This window comes from Streptomyces spinoverrucosus, from assembly GCF_006539505.1.
Taxonomy (GTDB): Bacteria; Actinomycetota; Actinomycetes; order Streptomycetales; family Streptomycetaceae; genus Streptomyces; species Streptomyces spinoverrucosus.
Genome location: NZ_BJND01000076.1, coordinates 1 through 23,726 on the forward strand (window position 1 = coordinate 1; position 23,726 = coordinate 23,726).

Sequence of the window (23,726 nt, forward strand, 5' to 3'; positions counted from 1 at the left end):
CTACAGCAACCACGCACACCACCCGCACAGGCCGCCGCAGGCATTCAGCCCTCCGCACCCCGCCCCGGCAGCGGCCCAGCCCGATCGAGCAACCCAGTACGCGCAGCCAACGCCGCCGCCTCCAACCGCGACCCCACCCCCAGTTTCATCAGCACCCGCTGCACATGCGTCCGAGCAGTGGACGGCGCAATCCCCATCCCCGCCGCGATCAGCCGCGTATCCTCCCCGTCCGCCACCCGCACCAGCACCTCCACCTCCCGAGGCGTCAGCATCTGCAACAACCGCTGCCCCTCGTCATCCGGCTGCGCCGCAGGATTCAGCAGCTCCCCGAACGCCCCCTGCAACAACTGCGGCGCCACCGCCGCCTCCCCCGCCCGCGCCTTCATGATCGCCCGCTCGACACCCTCGATCCGCTCGTCGTGCCGCACATACCCGGACGCCCCCGCAGCGAACGCCGCCGCGATCCCCCGCGGACTCGGCACCGGCCCCAGCACCAGCACCGCCACCTGCCCCCGCTCCCGCTTGATCCGCCCCACCGGATCGAACGCCCCCGTCTCGGCCGGCGTAGCAGTCCCCCACAGACACACCTCCGGCGCCCGCGCGATCACCAGCTCCGCCGCCCCCGCGGCCGGCGCCGCCGCGGCCAGCACCCGGTGCCCCCGCAGCTTCAGCGCCGACGCCAACGCCTCGGCGAGCAATCGGTGGTCGTCGACCACCATGAGCCGCACTCCCATCGAGCAACCCCCCAGTCCCCCACCAGTGCCCCACCAGTCCCCCCAGTGGACGCCCACTATGGATGCCCAAAGACCCTACGGACAGACCCAGCACAAACACCGACGTCCGCCATGCTCCCCGGAAGCTACACGCCTGTTCGACGTCGCGCTGCCCGTACTCGTGAGAAGTGCCCCAGATCGCCGAAATTCCCCCTCAACCACTCACCCCGAACGCGATCGCGAGGTACTCGACCTCACCCGAACGCGGCCCGCTGGCATAGCGCTCGGACATATACAACCGCCCCTGCGCGTAGAGGACTTCGCCGTACCCCGGTTCCTTCCCCGACGCCACGTCCCGCACCGAATCGGTCCCCGGATTCTCCATCAGCTTCACCTGCTCGAAGCTGCCGCCGTCGATGCTGACGACCTGCCCACCCTTGTCGTACGGCCCGCTCTTGTACGCGATCACGTTCCCGCCGTCCATCCGCAACGGCATGATCGTGTACCCGTCCCCCGCGTCCGCCCGCTGCCCGGTCAGCTTCCCGCTCGCCAGATCGAACGCCACGACCGAATTCGTCCGGCCCGAACCACTGGAGCCCTCCTGGTCCTCCGTCGGCACATACAGCCGGTCGTTGCCGACCGCCAGCCCCGCGCAGTCCTCGACCCGCGTAATCCCGTCGCACTCGGCGGCATAGGAATCACCCGGCGCCGAGATCCGCGCCCGCAGCTTCCCCGTCTTGTTGTCGATGGAGAAGAAGTCCGAGATGCCACTGCCGTCCCCGGCCGACTCACCCACGTCGGCCGCCACCACCAGCGGTTCGGTCGACACGACACTGGCGTACTCGATGCCCTTGGCCATCTTGTACTCCGAGACCACCTTCCCGGACTTCGGGTCGATGGTCTGGATGTGCAGCTCACGCGCCTCGAACTGCCCGCACTTGCGCACCGCGACCAGTTTCGCGCCACCGCCGTACCCGGCGTCGTAGCAGGTGTCCGCGGCCTTCGGCGTCCACAGCGCCTCGCCGCTGTTGATGTCGAACGCCGCACCGCCGTTCGTACTGCCCACGGCGACCGTGCTCGCGCTCACGGTGACGTTGTCGAAGCTGATCGGCCGGTCACCGGACGTGGCGGTCTCGGTCCACAGCTTCTTGCCCGCGTTCAGGTCGATCGCGGCGACCTGGCTGCATCCCTCGGAGCGGTTCTTGGCGGGCATCCTGGGCTGGAAGACGACGGCCGTCTTACCGTCCGCGGTCATGTGCCGGCTGGCCTCGCACACCGGCCCGGGCAGCGGAATGGTCCACAGCTCGGTGCCCTTGTCCCGGTCGTAGCCGACGATCTCGGCCACACCGGACTTGGCGTACACCTTGTCGGTGAGCCAGGAGCCGGTGACGACCACGGAGTCGTCCTTGTCGAGCTTGGGCTGCGGAACCTGGAACAGCACCTTGGAGTTCGGGTCGGCCGGCACCTTCTCGCTGCCCTTGGAGGTGCCCTCGGCACCGCCCTTGCCGTCGCCGGTGCCCCCGCTCGAACTCGCGGTGTCGTCCTTGCCGCCCGTACCGGACGACTTGGAGTACCAGACACCCCCGCCGATGATCAGCGCGATCGCCACGACGGCGGCCACGATGATGGCCACCTGCGCGTTGAACTTCCGCCCACCACCGGCCGCCTGCCCCGGCTGACCGGGCTGCGGGTGCAGCGGCACGGTCGCCTGCGGATAGCCGTAGCCGGGCTGCCCGTAGGGATTCGGCTGCGGAGGCTGCGGATACCCGTACCCGGGCTGCGGCTGAGGTGGCTGAGGCGGCTGCGGATATCCGTAACCGACCCCCGGCTGCTGCGGCGGCACCGGCGGCGGCTGCGGCGGCTGGGGCTGGGGCTGAGGTGAGCCGAACCCACCCCCCGGCGGGGGCTGGTTGGGCGGCGGAGGCGGCGGCTGGGTCATGACGTGAGTACCTCGGGGAGACGGGGACAGCGGAACAAGTCGGAAGGGCGCATCACTTGCCGTAGGCGAGCATCAGCTTCTCCTTGGCCTGGTCCTCGCCGGACAGCCGGGTGGTGGAGATGTAGAAGCGGCCGTCCACCCAAGCGATGTCCCGCGAGAAGAAGCCGTCCTCGACCTCCGCCGCACCCGTGGGGTTCTGGAGCAGCTTCGTCGGCTGGTGGCTGCCGCCGGTCGTCGGCACGGACACGATCTGGCCGCCCGCGTCGTACGACGCCTCGACGTACGCGATGAGCTGGTCGCCCTCGACCCGCAGCGGCAGCATCGACTCGTCCGCGGGTGACTTAACGCGCCACTTCTCCTTGCCGTCGGCGAGGTTGATCGCGAGGACCTCGTTGGCGCCGCTGGTGGCCTCCGTGGGCAGGTAGAGCGTGCTCGCGTCGGCGGCGACGCCCTGGCAGCCGGTCAGGTCGCGCTGGATGACGGAGAAGCCGCACTCGGGCGCGAAGTCCTCGTCGATCTTGACCTGGGAACGGATTTCGCCCTTGTCGTCCAGCGCGGAGATGTTCCAGGTCTTCTCGTCCTCGTTGACGCTGTAGACCACCAGCGGGTCGACGGAGTAGGTGCGCATGATGCGCCAGCCCTTGCCGAAGGCCCGGGTCCACTTGACCTTGCCGGTCCTCGGGTCCAGCTCCTGGATCTCGTTGTGTTCGTTGTCCGTGCTGGCGCCGCAGGAGGCGACGGAGATCAGCCGACTGCCGCCCGCGAACGCGCTCGGGAAGCAGGCGCCTTCGTACTTCTTCTTGTCGAACAGCTTCTTGCCGGTGGTGACGTCGTACGCCGTGCCGGACTGCGAGCGGCCCACCATCAGCGTGTTCCCGGCCAGGCTCAGCTCGATGGACACCGTGCTGTCGAACAGCGCGCCGTCCTCGACCTCGCCGCTCCAGCCCTTCTCACCGGTGTTCAGGTCGACGAGCTGGAGCTGATTGCAGTCGGCGCGGTCGCTGGAGCCGCTCATGTACGCCACGACGATCTTGTCGTCGGCGGTCTTCTGCGGGGTGACCGCGCAGATCTCCTGCGGGAAGCTGATCGGGTCCCAAGTGGGGTTGCCGTCGTCGACGTTGTAGGCGACGAGTTCCTTGTACGCCGCCTTCACCGCCGTCTTGTCGGTGATCCACATGCCGGGGGCGTCGGCGCCGGAACCGGGCGCGTCGGGCGCCTCCTTGTACCAGAGCACCCGCGCCTCGCCCGCCTTGCGGCCCTCGTTGAGGTTGTCCGGGTCGGCGCCGCCGCCGCTGCCGTCACCGGGGTTGACCGGGGAGTCTGAGGCGGAGGGCTTGGCGTCGTTGCTCTGCTCGGCGACCGGCTTCTTGTCGTCGCCGCCGCTGGTCACGGCGTAGACGGTGCCGCCGATGAGCAGCAGCGCCGCCACCGCGGCCCCGACGGCCAGCGCGGGCTTGCCCCGGAAGGGGTTGCGCGAGCCGGAACCGGGGGGTGTGCCCGGGGCGGCGGGGTACTGGGGCTGCGGGTAGCCGTAACCGGGCTGCTGACCGTACGGCCCCGGAGGCTGCGGCTGACCGTAGGGGCCCGGGGTGTTGTACGGCCCCGGCTGCTGGGGCTGCGCGTATGGACCGGGCTGCTGCGGATAGCCGTAACCCGGCTGCGGCGGGCCCTGCGGGGGCTGCGCCGGAGGGGGTGTGCCCTGACTCGGGTCCTGCGGCGGGCCGAAACCACCGGCCTGCCCCGGGTTCTGTGGCGCGCCGAAGCCGCCACCCGGCGGTTGGTTGGGCGGCTGGGTCATCAGCGGTTCCCCCTTGTGACTGATGTGGCGCCGCGCCCGTGGCGCTGCGTTTCCGCCACACCCATGATTCTCAGACGGTTCTCAGACCGCCCATTTCTATCACCCGGGACCGACAACAACCCGGGCCCGATACGCCCCTGTTCCCAAGGGAGCACCGGCCCGTGATGCCCTTGTTACGCGCCTTCACGCGCCCTTCACGCGTCCTCTGCCAGCTCCAGCCACCGCATCTCCAGCTCCTCCCGCTCCCCGGCCAACTGCCGCAGCTCGGCGTCCAGTTCGGCCACCTTCGCGAAGTCCGTGGCGTTGTCGGCGATTTGGGCGTGCAGCTTGGTCTCCCGCTCGGAGATCTTGTCCAGCTGCCGCTCGATCTTCTGGAGTTCCTTCTTCGCGGCCCGCTGGTCGGCCGCGCTCTTCTCGGTCGCCGGCTTCACGGGAGCCGCCGGGGACGCGGCGGCAGCGGCGGCCTCCTCCATCTTCCGGCGCCGCTCCAGGTACTCGTCGATCCCGCGCGGCAGCATCCGCAGTGTGCCGTCGCCGAGCAGGGCGAACACCCGGTCGGTGGTGCGTTCGACGAAGAACCGGTCGTGGGAGATCACGATCATCGAGCCGGGCCAGCCGTCGAGGACGTCCTCCAGCTGGGTCAGCGTCTCGATGTCGAGGTCGTTGGTCGGCTCGTCGAGGAAGAGGACGTTCGGCTCGTCCATCAGCAGCCGCAGCAGCTGGAGCCGGCGGCGCTCACCACCGGAGAGGTCGCCCACCGGCGTCCACTGCTTCTCCTTGTTGAAGCCGAACGTCTCGCACAGCTGGCCCGCGGTCATCTCGCGCCCCTTGCCGAGGTCGACGCGCTCCCGGACCTGTTGCACGGCCTCCAGGACCCGCCAGTTCGGGTCCAGTTCGGCGACCTCCTGCGACAGATACGCGAGCTTGACCGTCTTGCCGACGGCGATCCGCCCGCCCACCGGCTGCGCCTCGCCCTGCGTCCGTGCCGCGTCGGCCATGGCGCGCAGCAGCGAGGTCTTGCCCGCGCCGTTGACGCCGACGAGGCCGATGCGGTCACCGGGGCCGAGCTGCCACGTCACATGCTTCAGCAGCACCTTGGGACCGGCCTGGACGGTGATGTCCTCCAGGTCGAAGACGGTCTTGCCGAGCCGCGAGGACGCGAACTTCATCAGCTCGGAGCTGTCCCGGGGCGGCGGTACGTCCTTGATCAGCTCGTTGGCGGCCTCCACGCGGAACCGCGGCTTCGACGTACGGGCGGGGGCACCGCGGCGCAGCCAGGCCAGCTCCTTGCGGACCAGGTTCTGCCGCTTGACCTCCTCGGTCGCGGCGATCCGCTCGCGCTCGGCGCGGGCGAAGACGTAGTCGGAGTAGCCGCCCTCGTACTCGTGGACCACTCCGCGCTGCACGTCCCACATGCGGGTGCAGACCTGGTCGAGGAACCAGCGGTCGTGGGTGACGCAGACCAGCGCGGAGCGGCGCTCGCGCAGGTGCTGGGCGAGCCAGGCGATGCCCTCGACGTCGAGGTGGTTGGTGGGCTCGTCGAGGACGATCAGGTCCTGTTCGTCGATGAGCAGCTTGGCGAGCGCGATGCGGCGCCGTTCGCCACCGGAGAGCGGGCCGATGACGGTGTCGAGGCCCTGCGGGAAGCCGGGCAGGTCGAGGCCGCCGAAGAGGCCCGTCAGTACGTCGCGGATCTTGGCGTTGCCCGCCCACTCGTGGTCGGCCAGGTCGCGGATGACCTCGTGGCGGACGGTGGCCTCGGGGTCGAGGGAGTCGTGCTGGGTGAGGACGCCCAGGCGCAGGCCGCCGGAGTGGGTGACCCGGCCGGAGTCCGCCTCCTCCTGCTTGGCGAGCATCCGGATCAGGGTCGTCTTGCCGTCGCCGTTGCGGCCGACGACGCCGATGCGGTCCCCTTCGGAGACGCCGAGGGAGATGCCGTCGAGGAGGCTGCGGGTGCCGTACACCTTGCTGACGTTCTCGACATTGACCAGGTTGACGGCCATTTCGCTCCTGCTCGCGGGGATCGGTCAGCCTCCCAGCCTAACGGTCGCCGGAAGCCGACCGATCCGCGCAGCTCAGCGGGCGGCAGCCGTGCCGACCTCGGTGAGGAAGGTGTGACGCCCGCTAACGCCCTGTAGTCACCGTCGCGCCCGGCGCCGGTCCCGACGCCGTACGCACCGTCCGGCACGTCCCCGACGTGCGCAGCGTCTCCGCCACCTTCGCCGCGGACTCCGGGTCGCGGGCGAGGAAGGCGGTGGTCGGGCCGGAACCGGAGACCAGCGCGGTGAGGGCGCCGGCGGCGCGGCCCGCCGTGAGGGTGTCGGCGAGGGTCGGGAAGAGGGAGAGGGCGGCGGGCTGGAGGTCGTTGGAGACGGCGGCGGCGAGCGCGTCCGGGTCGCCCTTGGCGAGGGCCTGAAGGACATCCCGGGAGGCGACGGGCTCGGGGACGTCCGTGCCCTCGACGAGGCGGTCGAACTCCCGGAAGACCGCCGGGGTGGACAGCCCCCGGTCCGCCAACGCGAACACCCAGTGGAAGGTCCCGCCGACGTCGAGCACCGTCAGCTGCTCACCCCGCCCGGTGCCGAGCGCCGCCCCGCCGATCAGGCTGAACGGCACGTCACTGCCCAACTCGGCGCAGATTTCGAGGAGTTCAGCACGCGAGGCGCCCGTGCCCCACAGCGCGTCACACGCAAGCAGCGCGCCCGCACCGTCCGCGCTGCCGCCCGCCATTCCGCCGGCGACGGGGATGTCCTTGGCGATGTGGATATGGACGTCCGGGGTACGGCCGTACCGCGCGGCGAGCGCTTCGGCGGCGCGAGCCGCGAGGTTCGTGCGGTCCAGCGGGACCTGGTCCGCGTCGGGCCCCTCGCAGGTGACCCGCAGCTCGTCGGACTCGGTGACCGTGACCTCGTCGTAGAGCCCGACCGCCAGGAAGACGTTGGCCAGGTCGTGGTAGCCGTCGGGGCGGGCGGCGCCGACGGCGAGCTGGACGTTGACCTTGGCGGGGACGCGTACCGTGACGCTCACTGTTTGTTCTCCGCGATCCGTGCGAACTCCTCGACTGTCAGCGACTCTCCGCGCGCCTGCGGCGAGACACCCGCGGCGACCAGCGCCGCCTCGGCGACGGCCGCCGACCCGGCCCACCCGGCGAGCGCGGCCCGCAGCGTCTTGCGGCGCTGGGCGAACGCCGCGTCGATGACGGCGAAGACCTCGCGCTGCGAGGCGGTGGTCTTGATCGGCTCGGTGCGGCGGGTGAGCGAGACGAGCCCGCTGTCGACGTTGGGCGCGGGCCAGAAGACGTTGCGGCCGATGGCACCGGCCCGCTTGACCTCGGCGAACCAGTTGGCCTTCACCGACGGCACGCCGTACACCTTCGAACCGGGCGGCGCCGCCAGCCGGTCGGCGACCTCCGACTGCACCATCACCAGGGTGCGCTCGATGCTCGGGAAGGTGTCGAGCATGTGCAGCAGGACCGGGACGGCCACGTTGTACGGCAGGTTCGCCACCAGCGCGGTCGGCGCCGGGCCAGGCAGCTCGGTGACGTGCATCGCGTCCGAGTGCACCAGCGCGAAACGGTCGGCGCGCGCCGGCATGCGCGCCGCGATGGTGGCGGGCAGCGCGGCGGCCAGTACGTCGTCGATCTCCACGGCGGTGACCCGGTCGGCCACCTCCAGCAGCGCCAGCGTGAGCGAACCGAGCCCCGGCCCGACCTCCACGACCACGTCGTCGGGCCGGACCTGAGCGGTGCGGACGATACGGCGGACCGTGTTCGCGTCGATGACGAAGTTCTGACCGCGCTGCTTGGTGGGCCGTACGCCGAGGGCTTCCGCCAGCTCACGGACATCGGCGGGACCCAGGAGGGCGTCGGGGGAGGGGCTGCTCACGGCGACAAGCCTAGCCGCGGCTCAGCGATGCAACCGCGCCCCGCAGTGCGGCCAGGGGCTGGCCCCGCGCCTGGTGTACAGCTTCTTCGCGCGGTACGTCTGTTCTGCCGCCGAGGCATCCTGGGGGCGGCCGGTGCCGCCGAGGCTGCGCCAGGTGTGGGCGTCGAACTGGTAGAGGCCGCCGTACGTGCCCGACGGGTCGACGGCGTTCGCGCGGCCGCCGGACTCGCAGGCGGCGAGGCCCTGCCAGTCGAGGCCGTCGGCGCCCTTCACGGAGGCCGGCAACGGCTTGGTGCCGACCTTCACGATCTGCGCGGTCGGCTCACGCACCACCTCGGTCCCGAGCCGGCGCGGCTTCTGCCGGACCCCGTTGACGGTCCGCACGGAGTACGTGACCCGGCGCAGCCCCGGCTGCCCCGCCTGCTCGACCACCTCGGTGCCCTTGAGCACCGTCGCGTCCGCGATCCGCCGCACCTCGAACGGGATCTCCTCCTCCCGGACCTCCTTGCCGCCGGTGATCCGCAGCACGGTGACCGTCTGCCCGTCGCGCGGGAAGCTGTCCTGCGGGACGGACGTGGTGTCCTGGCCGCGCAGGACGATCCCGGCCTCCTGGACGGCCTCGCCGACGGTGGCGGCGTTGGTGCGGATGGTGCGGGCACGGCCGTCGGCCATCACCGTGACCGACCGCTCGGTGCGCACGTCGAGGGCGAGACCGGCACGTCCGATGCGCTGGGAGCGCGAGATGGACAGATACGCGCCGTCCGCACGCACCCCGAGCTGCCTGAGCGCCCCCTCCACCGTCCGCGCCGTCGTCCACACCTCACGCCGCTGACCGTCGAGGGTGAGCCGCACGGGACGGCCGTAGTGCACGGCGATCTCGTCGCCGCTGCCCAGCTCGGTGCCCGGAGCGGGCTCGACCACATCGCGCGTCCCGACCTCGACGCCCTCCTCGGCGAGCAGCTCACCGACGTCGTCGGCGAAGGTGTGCAGGCGACGGGGCTCGCCGTCGACGTTCAGCTCGACGGCCTTGTCCTCGGCGACGAAGGCGGAGGTGCCACCGGCGAGGAACGCGACGACCAGCGCCCGCGGCAGCAGCCGGCGCACGGAGACGTCCGGGCGCTCGGCGTACCGACCCCTGCGCCGGCGCGCGGCCCGCCGATCCACGCGGGGGCGCGCGACGGCCGCGGCGGCCTCCGGCGCGCCCTGCCGGGGCAGCACGGGCTCGGCGGTCTCGTAGGCGGGCCGGTAGGTGTCGCCGTATGTGCTGCCGTATGTGCCGTACGCGGCGTAGGTGGCGGTGGTGGCGTACGTGGCGCCGTGGGGAAGCGTCGGCGCGCCGTGCATGTCGAATCCGCCGTACACCGGCGACGGTTCATATGCCTCGAAGGGCTCGTAAGGCTGATTGGTCCCGTATGTCTCGAACTGCGAGTTGCTCACGCCGACACGCTCCAGGGGCCGGAGGGGTCCAGAGGGGTCCGGATCGGGCCCCCAGAACCTAGCGGAGCGGTCGTCACTCTCCAAAGCGACGCGACTGCGCAGCGTGAGCGCGTTGGAGGTCAGTAACCGAAGGCGCGCGCCGTGTTCGAGCCGATGGCGGTGGCCAGGGCGTCCTCGTCGATACCGCGTACGGCGGCCATCGCGCGCACCGTGACCGGAATGAGATACGGGGCGTTGGGCCGTCCGCGGTAGGGCGCGGGCGTCAGGAAGGGCGCGTCGGTCTCCACCAGGACCAGCTCCAGCGGGGCCACCGCCAGCGCGTCGCGCAGGTTCTGGGCGTTCTTGAAGGTGACGTTGCCCGCGAAGGACATGTAGTACCCGGCGCGGGCGCACACCTCGGCCATCTCCGCGTCCCCGGAGTAGCAGTGGAACACCGTCCGCTCCGGCGCACCCTCCTCCTTGAGGACGCGCAGCACGTCCGCGTGGGCGTCACGGTCATGGATGACCAGCGCCTTGCCGTGCCGCTTGGCGATCTCGATGTGCGCGCGGAACGACCGCTCCTGCGCCGCCTTGCCCTCGGGCCCGGTACGGAAGTAGTCCAGCCCCGTCTCGCCGACCGCCTTCACATGCGGCAGCGCGGCCAGCCGCTCGATCTCGGCGAGCGCCTCGTCCAGCCCCGCGTCCCCGCCGGGCTCGCGCGCCCCTTGCCGGGACCAGCCGTCGGGGTCGCCGTGGACGATGCGCGGGGCCTCGTTGGGGTGCAGCGCGACGGCCGCGTGCACGTTCTCGTACGCCGCCGCCGTCTCGGCCGCCCACCGGGAGCCGTTCACATCGCAGCCGACCTGCACGACCGTGGTGACACCGACCGACGCGGCCTTCGCGAGGCCCTCCTCCACCGTGCCGGACTGCATGTCGAGGTGCGTGTGCGAGTCGGCGACGGGCACCGTGAGGGGCGGCGGGAGGGGCGGGGCTGCGTTCTTGTCGGAGGTGGGCATGCCCCGATCCTACGAAAGGGGCACACCTCACCGTTCAGCTCGCCCGGCGCTGGAAGGGGTGCAGCAGATCGGAAAGATGCCAGTGGTGCCGCTGCCGGGGGACCGACGGCACCTCCACGGGCGGACGCGTCTCGTGCCGCCGCGCCGCATTGCGCGCCGCCGAGACCCGGCCCGGCCGCATGATCCGCACGACGTGACCGCCGCACCTGGCGCACGTCGGTTGACTCAGCGGCGACGGCACGACCCGCCCGTCCGCCACGTACAGGACGAACTCATGCCCCGCACCGTCGACGTGGTGCTCTATCTCGTACGACTGCTCCCAACCGTGCCCGCAGCGCATGCAGGCGAAGGAGTACGACTCGTTGACGACGGCGGTCGCCCCGTTGCGAAGGCCGGTGTGTCCTGTGATCTCGCTCATACCAGCTCCTGTTGTCCGCTGGAGGAACGGTTTGCGTTCCGTCACCCAGTGGACTGCCGACCGAGACCGAAAGCACGCGATCTGTCCAGTATTGGACGGACCTTGGCGCTACCTTGCCAAACGCCCCGTCACCCTTTACCGGCGGTTGGCACAACGCCCTCAGGGGCGCGGGGAACTGCGCGATCAGCCACAAACCACCCGCAGCTCACAACGCACGTTTCGCGGCAACCACAGCATCAAAAACAACCCGCTTAGGCACCCCAGCCTCCAAAGCCACCGCCGCAATGGCCTCCTTACGCCGCTCCCCCGCCTCCTCCCGAACCCGCACCCGCCGCACAAGCTCCTCCGGTTCAACCGCCGGAGGCTCCCCCGCGCCCTCGACAACAACGGTGATCTCCCCCCGCACCCCCTCCGCAGCCCACACCGCCAACTCCCCCAGCGCCCCCCGCCGCACCTCCTCGTACGTCTTGGTCAGCTCACGACACACAGCCGCCCGCCGCTCCGCACCGAACACCTCGGCCATCGCGGCAAGGGTGTCGTCCAGCCGATGCGGAGCCTCGAAATAGACCAGCGTCCGCCGCTCCTCGGCCACCTCCCGCAGCCGCGACAGCCGCTCCCCCGCCTTCCGCGGCAGAAACCCCTCGAAGCAGAACCGGTCCACCGGCAGCCCGGACAGCGCGAGAGCGGTCAGCACAGCGGAGGGCCCCGGCACCGCGGTGACCCGGACGTCCCGCTCCACGGCCGCCGCCACCAGCCGGTACCCGGGGTCCGACACCGACGGCATCCCGGCATCCGTGACGAGCAGCACACGCGCACCCCCCACCAGTTCCTCGACCAGCTCCGGCGTGCGCGCCGCCTCGTTCCCCTCGAAGTACGACACGACCCGCCCCTTGGGCGTCACCCCCAGCGCCTGGGTCAGCCGCCGCAGCCGCCGCGTGTCCTCGGCGGCGACCACGTCCGCCCGCGCCAGCTCCTCGGAGAGCCTCGGCGGCGCGTCCGCGATGTCGCCGATGGGGGTGCCTGCCAAAACAAGGGTTCCTGTCACGTTTCCATCCTCGCAGGGGCGGTCCACGGGACTCCCACAGAAGGGTTCCCTACGATGGCGCGGTGACCAGTACCGCGTCCTCCACGGACACCCGGCAGGACCAGGCCTCCCACGAGCAGCGGCCCTCGTGGCAGCAGCGGCTGCGCCGTTTCGGATACACGCCGGCCGGACCCCGCGGCGACGTAAGGGACCGGCTCGTGCCGCCGTACGCCGAGCCGAGCCCGCGGCTGTGGGCGGCGCTCGGCATCCGGTATCCGCTGGCCGAGCGGATCACCCGCTGGTCGGGCTGGGGCGGGCCGCTGCTGGTGACGCTGTTCGCGGGGCTGCTGCGCTTTTGGAACCTGGGCAGCCCGAAGGCGGTGATATTCGACGAGACGTACTACGCCAAGGACGCGTGGGCGCTCGTCCACCGCGGGTTCGAGGTCAACTGGGACAAGAACGTCAACGATCTCCTCCTGTCCCAGAACGGCAACGTGCCCATCCCGACGGACGCGGCGTACGTCGTGCATCCGCCGGTCGGCAAGTACGTCATCGGGCTGGGCGAGCTGATGTTCGGGTTCAACCCGTTCGGCTGGCGCTTCATGACCGCCCTGCTGGGCACGCTGTCCGTCCTGCTGCTCTGCCGGATCGGCCGCCGCCTGTTCCGCTCCACGTTCCTCGGCTGCCTCGCGGGCGCGCTGATGGCGGTGGACGGGCTGCACTTCGTGATGAGCCGCACCGCGCTGCTGGACGGCGTGCTGATGTTCTTCGTGCTGGCGGCGTTCGGCTGTCTGCTCGTCGACCGGGACCGGGCGCGGGCGAAACTGGCCGCCGCGCTGCCCGTGGACGCCGACGGCCGGGTCCGCCCGCACGCGCACACGGCCGAGCACACCCGCATCGGCTTGCGGCCCTGGCGGATCGCGGCGGGCCTGATGCTGGGCCTGGCCATCGGCACCAAGTGGAACGGCCTGTACATCCTGGCCGCGTTCTGTGTGATGGCGGTGCTGTGGGACGTCGGGGCCCGCAAGGTGGCGGGCGCCCGGCACCCGTACAAGGCGGTGCTCCGGCGCGACCTGGGCTGGGCGTTCCTGTCGACGGTGCCGGTCGCGATCGTCACCTACATCGCGTCCTGGACCGGCTGGATCCTCTCCGCCACCAATGGCAAGGGCGGCTACTACCGCAACTGGGCGGCGACCGACGGCAAGGACAGCAGCTGGTCGTGGCTGTTCCCGGACTGGTGGCGCAGCCTGTGGCACTACGAGACCCAGGTCTACGAGTTCCACGTCGGGCTGTCCTCGCCGCACACGTACCAGTCCAACCCGTGGAGCTGGCTCGTCCTGGGCCGCCCGGTGTCGTACTTCTACGAGTCCCCCGCCCCCGGCACGGACGGCTGCCCGGTGGACGCGGGCGAGAAGTGCGCGCGCGAGGTGCTGGCGCTGGGTACGCCGCTGCTGTGGTGGGTGGCCTGCTTCGCGCTGCTGTACGTGCTGTGGCGCTGGTTCTTCCGTCGCGACTGGCGGGCGGGCGCCATCGCCTGCGGCGTCGTGGCCGGCTATCTGCCCTGGTTCCTCTACCAGGAGCGGACGATCTTCTTCTTCTACGCCGTGATCTTCGTGCCGTTCCTCTGCCTGGCGGTCGCGATGCTGATCGGCGCCCTGGTCGGCCCACCCGGCTCCACCGACACCCGCCGCGTCGCGGGCGCCACGGGCGCGGGCGTCCTCGTCCTGCTGATCGCCTGGAACTTCGTCTACTTCTGGCCGCTCTACACCGGGCAGGCGATCCCCATAGACGACTGGCGTTCACGCATGTGGCTGGATACATGGGTCTAACAATCTGAGAAACACCGGCCCCGTTCTCCACATCTCCCGCTTAGAGTGCGGAGATCTGTGAACGGGGAGGGGACGCGCCATGCGCAAGGGGGTCAAGGCTGCCGTTGTCGGCAGTGTGTTCGCGGTGATGGTGGGAGGGGCCGGGTACGGCGCCTACAACTTCGTCTCCGCGCTGAACGGTGACGGCGGGACGGCGTCCGCGAGCGAACCCGAGCCGGTGCGGACCGGGCCGCCGAGCAGTGCGGAGGTCCAGGAGACGAGCCGTCAGTTCTTCGCGGCCTGGGAGCAGGGGCAGGGCGCGAAGGCGGCGTCGTACACGGACTTCGCGGAGGCGGCCGAGCCCGTGCTGGCGTCCTTCGGGCAGGACGCGCACATCACCGACGTGAAGATCACGCCGGGCCAGGCGCAGGGCCGTACCGTGCCGTTCTCGGTGAAGGCGACGGTGTCGTACGACGGGAAGTCCAAGCCGCTGGCGTACGACAGCCGGCTCACCGTGGTGCGCGGGGAGACCACCGGGCGGGCGCTGGTCGACTGGGACCCGTCGGTCGTGCACCCCGGTCTGAAGGACGGCGACATCCTTGTCACCGAGGAGTCGGCGACCCCGCAGATCGAGGCGGTGGACCGCAACGGCACCGTACTGTCGAAGGACAAGTACCCCTCTCTCGGCCCGATCCTGGACGAACTGCGCGCCCGCTACGGCGACAAGGCCGGCGGCACGCCCGGCGTCGAACTCGCCGTCCGGCACACCACCACCGAGGCCGCCGACACCACGCTGCTCACCCTCTCCGAGGGCGAGCCCGGCAAGCTGCGCACGACGCTGAGCGCGACCGCGCAGGCGGCGGCCGAGAAGGCGGTCGCGCAGTACGACGAGTCCTCCGTGGTCGCCGTCAAGCCGAGCACCGGCGAGATCCTGGCCGTCGCCAACCACCGCGCGGACGGCTGGAACGCGGCGTTCCTCGGTGAGGTGGCGCCCGGCTCCACGATGAAGATCCTCAGCGCGGCCACCCTCATCGACAACGGCCTCACCACCATGAACGGGCCCGCGCCCTGCCCGCCCACGGCGACCTGGCAGAGCCAGACCTTCCACAACCTCACCGGTATGACCCCGAACGACAACGCCACCCTCTCCGAGAGCTTCGCCCGCTCCTGCAACACCGCCTTCATCAAGTTCGCGGACGACTTGAAGGTGGACTCCCTGACCCGGGAGGCGCAGGAACGGTTCGGTATCGGCCGGAACGACTGGAAGATCGGCGTCCCCTCCTTCGACGGCTCGGTCCCCGCCTCCGGCGGCCCGGACACCGCCGCCAACCTGATCGGGCAGGGCCAGGTGCAGATGAGCCCGCTGAACATGGCGTCGGTCACGGCGACCGCGACGACGGGTGCCTTCCGGCAGCCGGTGATCGTGCCGCAGAGCCTGGACGGACGTGAACTGGCCAAGGCCCAGGGCCTGTCGGGGAACACCGTCGCCCAGCTGCGCGCCATGATGAACCGCACCGCCACCAGCGGCACCGCCGCCTCCGTGATGTCCGGGCTGTCCGGCAGCATCGGCGCGAAGACCGGGTCGGCCGAGGTCGACGGCAACGCCAAGGCGGACAGCTGGTTCACTGGCTACCGCGACGACGTCGCCGCGGCGGCCATGGCCCAGCAGGGCGGGCGGGGCGGCGAGGCGGCGGGCCCGATCGTGGCGGCCGTGCTGCGCGCGGGTGGCTGACGTCACCCGCACAGGCGGGGACTCTAGGGTGGTGCCGTCGTTGGGACTGTGAGGACCACGAGGCCGGTACGGCCGTAAGGACCACGCCGCGCGCAGGGGCGGGCCCGGGGATCACGCGGAGGATCGGGAAGCAGTGGGCAAGAGAAGGCGCGTCGCCGAGCGACGGAAGACCAGGCCCGCCGTGATCGGCGGGGTGATCGCCGTGGTCGTGGGCGGCGCCGGCATCGGTGCCTACGCGCTGTTCGGCACCGGGGCCGCGGCCGAGGACGGCACGGCCACGACGGCCGCCGCCGGGCGGGAGAAGTCGGTGAAGACCGGCCCGCTGTCCGCGAAGGAGGTCACCACCGCCGCCCAGGCGTTCCTCACGGCCTGGCAGCAGGGCGAGACGACCGGCGCCGCGGCCGCCACCGACGACGCCACTGCGGCGAAGACGCTGCTGGCGGCCTACGCCAAGGACGCCCACATCAAGGACCTCACGCTCACCCCGGGCGCCCGCACGGGCGACACCGTGCCGTTCACGGTGAAGGGCACGGTGACGTACGAGGACGTCAGCAAGCCACTGACGTACCGGAGTTCACTGAAGGTCGTACGGCGGGCGGCGGACGGCACGCCGCTGGTCGGCTGGCAGCCGTCGGTCCTCCACCCCGATCTGCGCGAGGGCGACCGGCTCGTCACCGGCGAAGCGGGCACGCCGCCGGTCAAGGCACTGGACCGGGACGGCGACGAGCTGACCACCGAGAAGTACGCGTCACTGGGTCCCGTGCTGGACGGGCTGCGCGAGAAGTACGGCAAGACGGCGGGCGGAACGGCCGGCGTCGAACTCCGGGTGGTGCGCGGCGCGGCCTCCCAGAAGCAGAAGCTGTCCGACAAGACGGTCCTGGAGCTGAGCGAGGGCACGCCGGGCGAGGTGAAAACGACGCTCAGCGCCGGCATGCAGACGGCCGCGGAGCAGCAGGTCGCCTCCCGCGCGCGTGCCTCCGTGGTCGTACTGCGGCCCTCCACGGGCGAGATCCTGGCGGTCGCGAACTCCAACCCCGGCTTCAACACAGCGTTGCAGGGCTCGCTGGCACCGGGCTCGACGATGAAGGTCATCACGTCGTCGCTGCTCATCGAGAAGGGGCTGGCCTCGCCGGAGAAGGCGCATCCGTGCCCCAAGTACTTCACGTACGGCGGCTGGAAGTTCCAGAACGACGACAAGTTCGAGATCAAGGACGGCACGTTCAAGGCGAGTTTCGCCCGGTCCTGCAACACCGCGTTCATCAGTCAGGCGCCCGAGCTGGACGACGACGACCTGACCAAGCAGGCGCAGCAGGTGTTCGGCCTGTCGCTGAACAACTGGGCGGTCGGCGTGCCGACCTTCGACGGTTCCGTACCGGTGCAGTCGAAGGCGCCGATGGCGGCGTCGCTCATCGGTCAGGGCGGGGTCCGGATGAACCCGCTGAACATGGCGTCGGTGTCGGCCACGGTCAAGGCGGGCGTCTTCCACCAGCCGTACCTGGTCGCCCCGTCCGTGGACGACCGCACCCTGGCCACGGCCTCGCGCACGATGTCCGCGGACACCCTGGCGAAGCTGCGCGAGCTGATGGCCTACACGGCGGCGTACGGTACGGCGGCGGAGGCGATGGCGGGGGTCACCGGTGACGTCGGCGCCAAGACCGGCTCGGCGGAGGTCGACGGGCAGAAGAAGCCCAACGGCTGGTTCACCGCGTACCGGGGCGATCTCGCCGCCGCCGGTGTCGTCCAGGCGGGCGGGCACGGCGGGGAGACGGCGGGCCCGATCGTGGCGGCGCTGCTGAAGCAGGGCGGCTGACGGCGAAGCGATCAGCTTCGTACGGGAGTGGCGGCGACCAGGTAGGTGCGCCGCAGGAAGCGGATCAGCGCCTTGGTGTCGAACTGGACGACCGCGGTCCCCTGCGGGGAGTGGAACTCGACGACGGCCTGCACCCGCCCGCACGGCCACACCCGGACCTCGCCGGACCCGGCGGGTGCGCGCAGGCCCTGTTCGAGGAGGTCACGGGCGAAGGTCCACTCGTGCGGGCCGGGCAGGCCTATGCGCACCGCGCGCGGATCTTGGTCCGGGTCGTAGCGCAGGACGACCGGAATCGCTCCTCGCTCATCCAGCACCTGGACGTCGGTGTCCATGACGATATGGGCTCGCGCGTACTGCTCGACTACGGACATCGGACGACCCCTTACCGTGCGTCACCTATGCGGAAACTATGAATCCGCTTCCCATCCAATGTCCCATATTTCCCGGCTTATGCCTGCCGGAGCGGCTTATCTCATCTTCACAACGGGGAGAGCCTCGCTCTTGCAAGGCATTCGCATTAAGCCACTATCATCGAACGGTGCACGTACCTGACGGATTCATCAACGCCCCGACCTCCGCCGTGGCCGGAGTCGTCGCCGCGGGTGCCGTCGCCGTGAGCCTGCGCGGCGCGCGGCGTGAGCTGGACGAGCGGACCGCGCCGCTGGCCGGTCTGGTGGCGGCGTTCATCTTCGCCGTGCAGATGCTGAACTTCCCGGTCGCGGCCGGAACCAGCGGACATCTGCTCGGCGGTGCCCTCGCCGCGATACTCGTCGGCCCCTACACAGGCGCCCTCTGTATATCCGTCGTCCTGCTCATGCAGGGCCTCCTCTTCGCGGACGGCGGCCTGACCGCGCTCGGCGTGAACATCACCGACATGTCGATCGTCGGTGTCGCCGTCGCCTACGTCGTCTTCCGCGCCCTGGTGAAGGTGCTGCCGCGCACCCGGCGGTCGATCACCGCCGCCTCCTTCGTCGCCGCACTGATCTCGGTACCGGCCGCCGCCCTCGCCTTCACGGCGTTCTACGCGATCGGCGGCACCACCGACGTCGCCATCGGCAAGGTCGCCACCGCCATGGTCGGCGTGCACATCCTCATCGGCATCGGCGAGGCCGCGATCACCGCACTGACGGTGGGCGCCGTGATCGCCGTACGACCGGACCTGGTCTACGGCGCCCGCGACCTGCGCCGGCCGCTCAAGCTGCGCGTCGGCGGCGAGCTCGTCGACGCCCCCGCCGCCGAGACGCCCGCGCCCGCCGCCCGGACCTCCCGCCGCACGCTGTGGATCAGCGGCCTCGTCACCTCCCTCGTCCTCGCCGGGTTCGTCAGCTTCTACGCCTCCGCCAGCCCCGACGGCCTGGAGAAGGTAGCCGAGGACAAGGGCTTCGCCGCGTCCGCCGAGGACCACCACACCGCCGACTCCCCGCTCGCCGACTACGGCGTCAAGGACATCGACAACGCCCGCCTGTCCGGCGGCCTCGCCGGTGTCATCGGCGTCGGCGTCACCATCGTGGCGGGCAGCGCGGTCTTCTGGGCGGTGCGCCGGCGTCGTACGGGCGAGGCGCCTGAGGCGTCGTCGCCCACCAACACGAGCGTCTGACATGGGTGCGGGGCACGCCCACAAGCTCTACCGGCGGGCCTCGTCGCCCGTCCACGCCCTGCCGCCGCACACCAAGCTCGCCGCCACGTTCGCCTTCGTGGTGGTCGTGGTCTCCACACCGCGCGAGGCGATGTGGGCGTTCGGGATGTACGCCGTACTGCTGGGCGTGGTGGCCGGGCTCGCGCGCGTTCCGTTCGGATTTCTGCTCAAACGGCTGCTGATCGAGGTGCCGTTCGTCGCGTTCGCGGTGCTGCTGCCGTTCGTGGCCGAGGGCGAGCGGGTCGAGGTGGCCGGCATCTCGCTGAGCGTCAGCGGACTGTGGGGCGCCTGGAACGTGCTCGCCAAGGGCACCCTGGGCGTCGCCGCGTCCGTCCTGCTGGCCGCCACCACCGAACTGCGCGAGCTGCTGCTCGGCCTGCAACGGCTGAAGCTGCCGCCGCTGCTGGTGCAGATCGCCTCCTTCATGATCCGGTACGGCGATGTCATCACCGACGAGATGCGGCGGATGCGGATCGCACGGGAGTCGCGCGGCTTCGAGGCACGCGGTCTGCGGCACTGGGGGGTGCTCGCCAAGTCGGCGGGGGCGCTGTTCATCCGCTCCTACGAGCGCGGCGAGCGCGTCCATCTGGCGATGGTGAGCCGGGGGTATGCCGGGGTCATGCCGGTGATCGACGAGGTGACCGCGTCCCGGGCGCAGTGGTCGTACGCCCTCGCCCTGCCGTGTGCCGCCCTGATCGTCTGTCTGCTGGGATGGATGCTGTGACTGAAGCTTCCCTGGAGGTCTCCGGCCTCGCCTTCGCCTACCCCGACGGGCACCAGGCCCTGTTCGGCGTGGACTTCCGCATCGAGCGCGGCGAGCGGGTCGCGCTGCTCGGGCCGAACGGTGCCGGGAAGACCACGCTGGTGCTGCACCTCAACGGCATCCTCGACGGCGGTACGGGCTCGGTGCGGGTCGCCGGGCTGCCCGTGGACCGGGCCCACATGGCCGAGATCCGGCGGAAGGTCGGCATCGTCTTCCAGGACCCCGACGACCAGCTCTTCATGCCGACCGTCCGCGAGGACGTGGCCTTCGGACCGGCGGCGGCCGGGCTGAAGGGGGCGGAGCTTCAGGCGCGGGTGGAGCGGGCGCTGGAGCGGGTCGGGATGGCCGAGTTCCAGGACCGCCCGCCGCACCATCTGTCCTTCGGGCAGCGCCGCCGGGTGGCCGTGGCGACCGTGCTCGCCATGGAGCCGGAGATCCTCGTCCTGGACGAGCCGTCGTCCAACCTCGACCCCGCCTCGCGCCGCGAACTGGCCGACATCCTGCGCTCATTGGACGTCACGGTCCTCATGGTCACGCACGACCTGCCGTACGCCCTGGAGCTGTGCCCCCGCTCCCTCGTCCTCAGCGAGGGCGTCATCGCGGCGGACGGCAAGACGGCCGAGCTCCTGGCGAACGACGAGCTGATGCGCACCCACCGCCTGGAACTGCCGTTCGGCTTCGACCCGAGTCGCTGATCTCGGGTTACCGACGGTTTCTACCCCCTGGTAACAACAGGCTCCCTACCAGTCAGTACCTTGTCGAGCATGACCGACGAGGCCACCGCCATGGACACCCGTCCGACGAAGATCATGTACGTCGCCGAGGCCACCGCGCACGGCGGCCGGGACGGCTATGTCACGAGCCAGGACGGGCAGATCGAGCTGAAGGTGGCGATGCCGCCGGAGCTGGGCGGCGACGGCAACGGCACCAACCCGGAGCAGCTGTTCGCGGCCGGCTACAGCACCTGCTTCCACAACGCCCTGATCCTGGTCGGCAACCGGTCCGGCTACGACCTGACCGGTTCCACGGTCGCCGCGAAGGTCGGCATCGGCCCCAACAAGCAGCGCGGCTACGGACTCGCGGTCGCCCTGAGCGTCTCGCTGCCGGTGCTGGACCCGGACATCGCGGCGAAGCTGGTCGACCAGGCCCACGAGGTGTGTCCGTACTCCAACGCCACCCGCGGCAACATCGACGTCACGATCCTGCTGGGTTAGGAATCGCGGGCTGTCCGTGTGCGTTGCATCCACTGTCGCGGTGAGTGGAGTGAACGGAGTACGGACGTGGACGTGAACGGCGCAGTGGCCGAGGGCTTCGAGCCGGTCAGGGAAGCGTTCGTACGGAACTTCGAGGTGCTCGGCGACCGGGGCGCCGCCGTGACCGTCTACCGGGACGGGCGCAAGGTCGTCGACCTGTGGGGCGGCACGAAGGACGTCGACGGTACGGCGCCTTGGGAGCACGGCACCGCGCAGATCGTGCGCTCGGCGACGAAGGGCGTCGCCGCGGCCGTAGTGCTGATGCTGCGTCAGCGGGGCGAGCTGGACCTGGACGCGCCGGTCGGGGAGCTGTGGCCGGAGTACAAGGCGGCGGGCAAGGAGCGGACCCTCGTACGGCATCTGCTCGCGCACCGGGCCGGGGTGCCCGTGCTGGACCGGCCGCTGACCGTTGCCGAGGCCGCCGACCCCGACCTCGGTGCCGCGGCGGTGGCGGCGCAGGCGCCGGTGTGGGAGCCGGGGAGTGCGCACGGGTATCACGCGCAGACGTACAGCTGGCTGGTCGGTGAGGTGGTACGGCGGGTCACCGGGCGTTCGGTCGGGCAGTGGATCGCCGACGAGATCGCCGGACCGCTCGGGGCAGACGTGTGGCTCGGGCTGCCGGAGGGTGAGACGGGGCGCGTGGGGCGAGTCGGCAAGGTGGAAGCCCCGGAGGCGGCGAACGGCCTGAGGACGCGGCCCAAGCGGGCGGTGGCCGACGCGTACGCCGACCGGGACTCCCTCACCCGCCGCGCCTTCGGCGCGATATCCCCGACGCCGGACGAGAACGACCCGGTCTACCAGGCCGCCGCCCTGCCCGCCTCCAACGGCATCGCGACGGCGGACGGACTGGCCCGTTTCTACGCCTCGCTGATCGGCGAAGTGGACGGCGGGACACGGCTGTTCACGCCGGAGACGATGGAACTGGCGCGCGCGGAGCAGTCGGCGGGCCCGGACCGGGTGCTCGTCATCGGCACCCGCTTCGGGCTCGGCTACATGCTGCACGGCAGCGCGTCCCCGCTGCTGTCCGACGCCTCCTTCGGCCACCCGGGGCGCGGCGGCGCCCTCGGCTTCGCGGACCCCGAGTCGGGCATCGCCTTCGGCTATGTCACCAACGGCTTCCGCAAGAGCGTGACGGCGGATCCCCGGGCACAGGCACTGGTGCGGGCGCTGCGGGGGGTGTTGGAGGCCTGAGGGGTCAGCTGGGCGCCTGAGGGTGTCTATTCAGCCTGAGGTTGTCTTTTAGAGGGCGTCGGCGAGGGCCCGGCGGTCCCAGGGGCGCGCCGCTGTCGTGCCAGCGGTCGGCGGTGAGCAGGCGCCCGGCGCTGAGCGGGGTGTGGGGTGTGGGGTGTGGGACACCTGAACGGGGCCCACCGGGCGTCGGCCAGGGCCCGGCGGTACCAGGCGGCGCGTGGCTGTCGTGCCAACGGCCGACGATCACCAGGCGAGCAGACGTCCGGCGCCGCGCGGGGTCTGGGACACCTGAACGGGCCTACCGGGCGTCGGTCAACGCCCGGCGGTACCAAGGGGCGCACTCCTTGAACGTCTCCGTGAAGGGGGGTCCCGGGTCGGTGTTCAGTAGGGACCACAGGGTGCCGGTGTCGTACCAGCGGTCGACGGTGACCAGGGCGAGTGGGCGGCGGGCGGCGGGGCCGTGGGTGTCGAGGCGGTGCAGGGCCTCGTTGAGGGTGATCTCGCCTGTGGGCAGGGGGAGGTCCAGGGATTCGCAGACGGTCGTGATCAGGTCCCGCAGGGTTACGGGGTCGGGGTGCGCCGCGTGCAGGACTCGGCCCTCGGGCGGCGTCGGCTCTTGGGGGGCGAGGGTCAGTTCCGTGAGGGCGTGGGCGAGGACCGGCGCCGAGATCAGGGAGAGGCGGGCGCCCGCGCCGTCCACCCAGTGGGGCAGGCGGCGCAGCAGCTGGACGAGGCCGGGTACGACCCAGGTGTCGCCCTCGCCGTAGACGAGGTACGGGCGTACGACGGTGCCGCCGGCGGCCAGGACCAGCCGTTCGCCGGCGAGGCGGGTCTCGCTGGTCGGAGAGACCGGCGTCTCGGGGATCCGGCCCTCGCGCTCGCCGCGGTGCGGTCCGTCGCCATACACGGCGGCGGTGCCGAGCTGCACGATCCGGTGTACGCCCGCCCTGGCGGCCTCGTCGAGCAGGGCGCGGGTGCCCTCCTCGTTGACGGTCCGGCACTCCTCGGGGGTGCCGCCGATGCGGGCGGCCAGGTGCAGGACGGTGGTGACGCCTTCGCAGACGCCGTGCAGGGAAGCCGGGTCGGCGAGGTCGCCGTGCACGGTCTCCAGGTCGCCGCCGGGGGCGTCGGGGCCGGGGCGACGGTGGGTGAGCAGGCGGAGGGCGGGGCCGTCGGGGGTGGCGGACGCGGTGCGCAGGAGGGGAACGACGTGCGAGCCGATGAAACCGGTGCCGCCGGTCACCAGGATGCGTTCGGGGCTCAAGTGCGGCCTTCCGCCGGGGGGGGTCGGTGATCAGGTGGGTGATCGGACGTGTCGTGGCGTC

At 71.2% G+C, this 23,726-nt stretch carries 20 protein-coding genes; 8 read left to right on the forward strand and 12 right to left on the reverse strand.

Going from position 1 to position 23,726, the window contains the following annotated elements; all coding sequences use genetic code 11:
- Window positions 1-44: 44 nt before the first annotated feature.
- The 10 genes from SSP24_RS36165 to rsmI all read right to left on the reverse strand — a co-directional run bounded on the left by SSP24_RS36165 (window position 45) and on the right by rsmI (window position 12,229).
- A complete protein-coding gene (locus SSP24_RS36165) occupies window positions 45-734 on the reverse strand; it encodes a helix-turn-helix transcriptional regulator (RefSeq protein WP_141314415.1) in 690 nt (229 codons plus the stop codon).
- Between the two features lie 193 nt (window positions 735-927).
- Window positions 928-2,652 (reverse strand): outer membrane protein assembly factor BamB family protein, encoded by a 1,725-nt coding sequence (locus SSP24_RS36170; RefSeq protein WP_141314417.1) that lies wholly within the window; start codon window positions 2,650-2,652, stop codon window positions 928-930.
- A gap of 52 nt (window positions 2,653-2,704) precedes the next feature.
- Window positions 2,705-4,450, reverse strand: a complete 1,746-nt coding sequence (locus SSP24_RS36175; protein ID WP_141314419.1) for an outer membrane protein assembly factor BamB family protein — start codon at window positions 4,448-4,450, stop codon at window positions 2,705-2,707.
- A 194-nt stretch (window positions 4,451-4,644) separates the two neighbouring features.
- Entirely contained in the window at window positions 4,645-6,453 is a 1,809-nt protein-coding gene (locus SSP24_RS36180; RefSeq protein ID WP_141314421.1) for an ABC-F family ATP-binding cassette domain-containing protein, read from the reverse strand.
- Between the two features lie 121 nt (window positions 6,454-6,574).
- On the reverse strand, window positions 6,575-7,477 hold the full coding sequence (locus SSP24_RS36185; RefSeq protein WP_141314423.1) for a 4-(cytidine 5'-diphospho)-2-C-methyl-D-erythritol kinase: 903 nt from the start codon (window positions 7,475-7,477) through the stop codon (window positions 6,575-6,577).
- Window positions 7,474-8,334, reverse strand: coding sequence for a 16S rRNA (adenine(1518)-N(6)/adenine(1519)-N(6))-dimethyltransferase RsmA (gene rsmA, locus SSP24_RS36190; protein WP_141314425.1), 861 nt, complete (start codon window positions 8,332-8,334; stop codon window positions 7,474-7,476). Before rsmA ends, SSP24_RS36185 begins: the two co-directional genes overlap by 4 nt.
- 21 nt (window positions 8,335-8,355) lie before the next feature.
- Entirely contained in the window at window positions 8,356-9,771 is a 1,416-nt protein-coding gene (locus tag SSP24_RS36195) for a resuscitation-promoting factor (RefSeq protein WP_141314427.1), read from the reverse strand.
- Window positions 9,772-9,890: 119 nt separating this feature from the next.
- Entirely contained in the window at window positions 9,891-10,766 is an 876-nt protein-coding gene (locus SSP24_RS36200) for a TatD family hydrolase (protein WP_141314429.1), read from the reverse strand.
- Between the two features lie 34 nt (window positions 10,767-10,800).
- Complete coding sequence (locus SSP24_RS36205; protein WP_141314431.1) at window positions 10,801-11,184, reverse strand: hypothetical protein; 384 nt, start codon at window positions 11,182-11,184, stop codon at window positions 10,801-10,803.
- Window positions 11,185-11,389: 205 nt separating this feature from the next.
- A complete protein-coding gene (gene rsmI, locus SSP24_RS36210; protein ID WP_141314433.1) occupies window positions 11,390-12,229 on the reverse strand; it encodes a 16S rRNA (cytidine(1402)-2'-O)-methyltransferase in 840 nt (279 codons plus the stop codon).
- A 62-nt stretch (window positions 12,230-12,291) separates the two neighbouring features.
- Between rsmI and SSP24_RS36215 the strand changes: the two genes are divergently transcribed.
- The 3 genes from SSP24_RS36215 (at window position 12,292) to SSP24_RS36225 (ending at window position 17,558) form a co-directional block, all read left to right on the forward strand.
- Window positions 12,292-14,037: a dolichyl-phosphate-mannose--protein mannosyltransferase gene (locus SSP24_RS36215; RefSeq protein ID WP_141314435.1), complete on the forward strand. Its 1,746-nt coding sequence runs from the start codon at window positions 12,292-12,294 to the stop codon at window positions 14,035-14,037.
- A 79-nt stretch (window positions 14,038-14,116) separates the two neighbouring features.
- Window positions 14,117-15,748, forward strand: a complete 1,632-nt coding sequence (locus SSP24_RS36220) for a penicillin-binding transpeptidase domain-containing protein (protein WP_141314437.1) — start codon at window positions 14,117-14,119, stop codon at window positions 15,746-15,748.
- A 133-nt stretch (window positions 15,749-15,881) separates the two neighbouring features.
- On the forward strand, window positions 15,882-17,558 hold the full coding sequence (locus SSP24_RS36225; protein WP_141314439.1) for a penicillin-binding transpeptidase domain-containing protein: 1,677 nt from the start codon (window positions 15,882-15,884) through the stop codon (window positions 17,556-17,558).
- A gap of 11 nt (window positions 17,559-17,569) precedes the next feature.
- Here the strand turns inward: SSP24_RS36225 and SSP24_RS36230 are convergent, their stop codons facing one another.
- Entirely contained in the window at window positions 17,570-17,929 is a 360-nt protein-coding gene (locus SSP24_RS36230; protein ID WP_141314441.1) for an SsgA family sporulation/cell division regulator, read from the reverse strand.
- A gap of 167 nt (window positions 17,930-18,096) precedes the next feature.
- Between SSP24_RS36230 and SSP24_RS36235 the strand changes: the two genes are divergently transcribed.
- From SSP24_RS36235 to SSP24_RS36255, 5 genes are all read left to right on the forward strand, one after another.
- Window positions 18,097-19,155: an energy-coupling factor ABC transporter permease gene (locus SSP24_RS36235; protein ID WP_141314443.1), complete on the forward strand. Its 1,059-nt coding sequence runs from the start codon at window positions 18,097-18,099 to the stop codon at window positions 19,153-19,155.
- Between the two features lies 1 nt (window position 19,156).
- Window positions 19,157-19,918: a cobalt ECF transporter T component CbiQ gene (cbiQ, locus tag SSP24_RS36240; RefSeq protein ID WP_141314445.1), complete on the forward strand. Its 762-nt coding sequence runs from the start codon at window positions 19,157-19,159 to the stop codon at window positions 19,916-19,918.
- Window positions 19,906-20,652 (forward strand): energy-coupling factor ABC transporter ATP-binding protein, encoded by a 747-nt coding sequence (locus tag SSP24_RS36245; RefSeq protein ID WP_141314447.1) that lies wholly within the window; start codon window positions 19,906-19,908, stop codon window positions 20,650-20,652. The genes cbiQ and SSP24_RS36245 overlap by 13 nt, the downstream gene beginning before the upstream one ends.
- 69 nt (window positions 20,653-20,721) lie before the next feature.
- Complete coding sequence (locus tag SSP24_RS36250; protein WP_141314449.1) at window positions 20,722-21,171, forward strand: organic hydroperoxide resistance protein; 450 nt, start codon at window positions 20,722-20,724, stop codon at window positions 21,169-21,171.
- Window positions 21,172-21,237: 66 nt separating this feature from the next.
- Window positions 21,238-22,401 carry a serine hydrolase domain-containing protein gene (locus SSP24_RS36255; RefSeq protein WP_141314451.1) on the forward strand — a complete coding sequence of 388 codons (1,164 nt, stop codon included), beginning with the start codon at window positions 21,238-21,240 and terminating at the stop codon, window positions 22,399-22,401.
- 298 nt (window positions 22,402-22,699) lie between these two features.
- Here SSP24_RS36255 and SSP24_RS36260 read toward each other — a convergent pair whose 3' ends face one another.
- Window positions 22,700-23,665, reverse strand: a complete 966-nt coding sequence (locus SSP24_RS36260; RefSeq protein WP_141314453.1) for an NAD-dependent epimerase/dehydratase family protein — start codon at window positions 23,663-23,665, stop codon at window positions 22,700-22,702.
- Between the last annotated feature and the right edge of the window lie 61 nt (window positions 23,666-23,726).

Bases quoted from the DNA above. Each gene is read 5' to 3' on its own strand.
- SSP24_RS36165 (WP_141314415.1), bottom strand. From the start codon at position 734: ATGGGAGTGCGGCTCATGGTGGTCGACGACCACCGATTGCTCGCCGAG.
- SSP24_RS36170 (WP_141314417.1), bottom strand. From the start codon at position 2,652: ATGACCCAGCCGCCGCCTCCGCCGCCCAACCAGCCCCCGCCGGGGGGT.
- SSP24_RS36175 (WP_141314419.1), bottom strand. From the start codon at position 4,450: ATGACCCAGCCGCCCAACCAACCGCCGGGTGGCGGCTTCGGCGCGCCA.
- SSP24_RS36180 (WP_141314421.1), bottom strand. From the start codon at position 6,453: ATGGCCGTCAACCTGGTCAATGTCGAGAACGTCAGCAAGGTGTACGGC.
- SSP24_RS36200 (WP_141314429.1), bottom strand. From the start codon at position 10,766: ATGCCCACCTCCGACAAGAACGCAGCCCCGCCCCTCCCGCCGCCCCTC.
- SSP24_RS36205 (WP_141314431.1), bottom strand. From the start codon at position 11,184: ATGAGCGAGATCACAGGACACACCGGCCTTCGCAACGGGGCGACCGCC.
- SSP24_RS36220 (WP_141314437.1), top strand. From the start codon at position 14,117: ATGCGCAAGGGGGTCAAGGCTGCCGTTGTCGGCAGTGTGTTCGCGGTG.
- SSP24_RS36230 (WP_141314441.1), bottom strand. From the start codon at position 17,929: ATGTCCGTAGTCGAGCAGTACGCGCGAGCCCATATCGTCATGGACACC.
- cbiQ (WP_141314445.1), top strand. From the start codon at position 19,157: ATGGGTGCGGGGCACGCCCACAAGCTCTACCGGCGGGCCTCGTCGCCC.
- SSP24_RS36245 (WP_141314447.1), top strand. From the start codon at position 19,906: ATGGATGCTGTGACTGAAGCTTCCCTGGAGGTCTCCGGCCTCGCCTTC.
- SSP24_RS36250 (WP_141314449.1), top strand. From the start codon at position 20,722: ATGACCGACGAGGCCACCGCCATGGACACCCGTCCGACGAAGATCATG.